The organism is Kluyvera ascorbata ATCC 33433, from assembly GCF_000735365.1.
In the GTDB taxonomy this organism is placed as follows: domain Bacteria; phylum Pseudomonadota; class Gammaproteobacteria; order Enterobacterales; family Enterobacteriaceae; genus Kluyvera; species Kluyvera ascorbata.
On sequence record NZ_JMPL01000203.1, the window covers coordinates 1 to 3625 of the forward strand.

Sequence of the window (3625 nt, forward strand, 5' to 3'; positions counted from 1 at the left end):
ATAGTAAATGACCGCACAATCAAGAAATTACAACTTATCTTCTGAATTGGTTGATCATTTCATCAATAACATTGATTACTTTAATAAGTTACTAGCCAAGGATTTTCGCGACCAAACTATTAATGTCACAGAAGATGATAGAAACAAAATAGAAAAATCCTTCGAAATATCCCATAGAATACGTGAATTTGAAATAGGTTTATATTGGCAAAGACTAAACTACCTTTGGGCTATCACTGCATTACTATTTGCAGGTTGGGGGGCGTTAATTTATAAGATTATTGAATCCAAAGGCGGAGAAGTACCGTATATTATGTTTGCTTCATTATCATTCCTTTCACTTGTTGGTGGCATTGTAACAATTTTTACCAGCTTTATCATTGATGCAGGCAAGCACTGGCAGAAGGTTTGGGAGTACCATATCTATGCTCTTGAGCCTTTTGTGTCTGGTCATTTATATGCGATCCAGTTTAAGTATAAAAACAAAAAAAATGCATCAATAAGTAGAAGTGTGAAAATATTTAATTATGCACTTTTGATCCTTTGGCTTTGCTCCGCAATATTTTCCGCCATCATTCCACCTCAGATTACTAATGATCATGCAATGTGGATACAACTTTTAATCTCAATCATAATTTGGCTTGCATTCAGGGAAATAGGGAAATCGGTCACTAAGAGAGAAAATGACATAATGGAGCTTGAGTAATATCTCTTAATCTTCCTGTCAACATCAATTCTTAAAAAATTACTAACCATAATATTTAATAGCTATCTGAACAACTTCCCATAGAAGGAATGCTATGAGTATCTTCAACAATACAAGAAGAAATCGTAATTTGCAGACACCTAATGTACTAACAAACCCTCCTGTTACGAACCAACGATGTGAGTATGAAAATGCTTTCATTCAGGACCATTTCTCTCAAAACAAAACATATTTTAAGTCTTTACTAGGTAGTCGGCTTAACGGCAGAAATGCCCTAGTAGACAGTGATATTCCATTATTAAAAGAGGCATACGACAAAGCACATGAGAAAGCCCAGTTTGAGATTTACCTCCATTGGAAAAGGACTACACATCTATGGACACTCATTCTAGGTTTAATTGTTGCCACTGGTGCTGTTCTTAGTTTATACCTTACAGCAGATCCTACTAAAAAAGAATTATTCATCTTTATCATTCTACTATTTTCGATTGTTGGAATTATTGTATCTAAGATATCTATATCGATGCTAAAAGTAAGTCACTTATGGTGTCGTAACTGGGAGCTACATATAGTAATGCTTGAACCTATATTCTCTGGTAGTCTATACCGTACACACCTTGGAATTGGGAATAGTAGATTCTCACTCTCAAAACTCAATTCAATGTTCATTTGGATCGCCTTCACTTGTTGGGTATTATTATTTGAATTATCAATACTACTACTAACAGACAATTTCAAAAACACAATAATAATAGGAACTGTTGTTTATTCATTAATCCTATTATCTGGTTTCCTTATCGGACTTTCCATTACCAGCAAAGATAAAATGAATATAGAATATGAACTAACACAGTATGCAATCAAACCGATTATTAATATCAGTTATACCACTAAGATAGTTAAAAACCTAAGAATTGTCAGTAAACAACTTTTCTATTTCTTCGTTATCTTAGTCATTTCACTGATAAGTTATGTCTTCACTTTACGCTATGTATCAAACATTGACACCCGATTTGCTGACTTCGGTGTGTTAATGAATGTCAGTATTAAGAGTTTGTTCCCTCTGCTTTATTAGTAAGAGATAAATTGTAAAGCCCCCTAATCGTGTTAAGGTTTTCGTCCCTTTGTATGTTTGAGGTGGGCTACTTGGCTAGATCTATTTCGGCGGACTGCTTGCGGGGTGACTCGGTGGTGACTCACGAATACTTACCAAATCACTTTGAATAATTCTTTTGTCAGTACTGTTCTTGTTTGAGCAGAGCGAGCCATAACGCCTTGCGTTGTTTCGAGTACTGCGAGAAAAACGCAAAGTTAAGGGGTAATACCTGATAATTTTTAAAGGCTCGTTTACGAGACTTAGAGAATTACTTAGTTATTTCTTCCTTTCTTATTAAGACACAATAGAATAAAAGAATATATTATATTAAGGGGGGCTAATGGGAATAACACATACAGAAAATAAATATATCATTATATATCAAGGGTTTAAACACTATATGTGGTTCATTAGCCCATACATTGATTCACCATTAGCCCATAATTAGCCCATATGTCTGGGCTAATAGGGGGGCTAATTAATTTAGAGTAAACCAGACAGATACTTGATAAGATCATTGATCGGTACACCCGCGTTCACCTTATCCACTAACTCTTTCTGTTGCTTCTCTTCCAGTTGCTTACCTTGTACCTTACTTACTGTACGCTTCATTGAATTCTTTAGTGGGATACCCTGCACAATGAGTAGCTCTAATGCCTCTGAAACTCGTTTAGATACGGTCTTATACTTATCTTCCTGTGATACCCCTCTTAGTTGATTCTTCGTAATCACACCAGTACTACGCTTTAAATTGATTACATACAAAGTTTGTGCTTTCGTTAGATACTCACATTTTTGTACTACCTCATAAATTTCTTCTGAATCTACTTTATTGCGACCAAGTGATTTACATCCCTGTATCGCACTGTTAATAGCATCTTTTGCTTCTAATGATAACTCTTTGAATTTGATCGTTTTTAGTTCTTTTTGTACTATGCGGTTGTCATGTACTTTTTCAGTGTTTGCCATAATAAATACCCTTATAAAATGATGTACTAATTAATTGCCCTTAGTATTCCTGTACTAAGGGCTTTTTTTATTTTCCTTTTGCTATCTTGGTGTATGTCTGTCTCTGTGAACTTCTACCGTACTTTTCATTCATATAGATAGTGATATTGATACATGACATACCAGTACTATATAGATGTACTATTTCATCTTTCTGTACTTGTGTTAGCTTAGGATTTTGTACTTTATTACGTTTAGCTTTGAGAATATTTTCGTTATGTGTTAACCACTGTAAATTGGAAAGATTATTATTATGTTTATCATCATCAATATGATCTACAACTAATCTTTCATTTGTTTGTGGTTTAGGTACAAATGTCTGGGCTACTAAACGATGTATCTCAATTGGGAATGGATTAGATTTGCCATTTACATATACTGTTAGAGTAACTTTATAGTAATTATTACTTTTACTTCTACTTTTAGTTAGATAATTTCCAGTCTTAGTATTACGTACTTCACCTTCATTACTTACTTCATAATTTTCATATTGTGTTTTTTCCATACTGCCATTTCTTCTTCCATGATATAGGGTGTACTGTGCATTCCATGCCAGTACAGTAATAATACTTTTTACGATAGTATCAAACGTTTTTATTACTTAGGATTGTTTCCTTATTGATTAGATAGACCATCGCACCACTAATTGATTTTGCCTTACCACTTTGTACAATAGTATCTAAGTACTTTATATGTTCTTCACTTAGCCGTACGTTTACTTGTTTATCTTTTTTCTTTTCCATTACTATTCCTTATTATTGCTATACATTTATTTGATTTGTCTCTGTAAAAAAAGTCCCAAATGAAGGGGAATT

At 33.8% G+C, this 3625-nt stretch carries 5 protein-coding genes; 2 read left to right on the plus strand and 3 right to left on the minus strand.

Annotated elements, in window-relative coordinates:
* Positions 1 to 7 precede the first annotated feature (7 nt).
* Both GKAS_RS22965 and GKAS_RS22970 read left to right on the plus strand, forming a co-directional pair.
* Positions 8 to 706, plus strand: coding sequence for a RipA family octameric membrane protein (locus tag GKAS_RS22965; RefSeq protein ID WP_035897807.1), 699 nt, complete (start codon positions 8 to 10; stop codon positions 704 to 706).
* Between the two features lie 94 nt (positions 707 to 800).
* Positions 801 to 1781, plus strand: coding sequence for a RipA family octameric membrane protein (locus GKAS_RS22970; protein ID WP_035897809.1), 981 nt, complete (start codon positions 801 to 803; stop codon positions 1779 to 1781).
* 504 nt (positions 1782 to 2285) lie between these two features.
* Here the strand turns inward: GKAS_RS22970 and GKAS_RS22975 are convergent.
* From GKAS_RS22975 to GKAS_RS25185, 3 genes are all read right to left on the minus strand, one after another.
* Positions 2286 to 2771 carry a hypothetical protein gene (locus GKAS_RS22975; protein WP_035897811.1) on the minus strand — a complete coding sequence of 162 codons (486 nt, stop codon included), beginning with the start codon at positions 2769 to 2771 and terminating at the stop codon, positions 2286 to 2288.
* Positions 2772 to 2838: 67 nt separating this feature from the next.
* Complete coding sequence (locus tag GKAS_RS24440) at positions 2839 to 3315, minus strand: HNH endonuclease signature motif containing protein (RefSeq protein ID WP_072011472.1); 477 nt, start codon at positions 3313 to 3315, stop codon at positions 2839 to 2841.
* 79 nt (positions 3316 to 3394) lie between these two features.
* A complete protein-coding gene (locus tag GKAS_RS25185; RefSeq protein WP_167540436.1) occupies positions 3395 to 3553 on the minus strand; it encodes a hypothetical protein in 159 nt (52 codons plus the stop codon).
* Between the last annotated feature and the right edge of the window lie 72 nt (positions 3554 to 3625).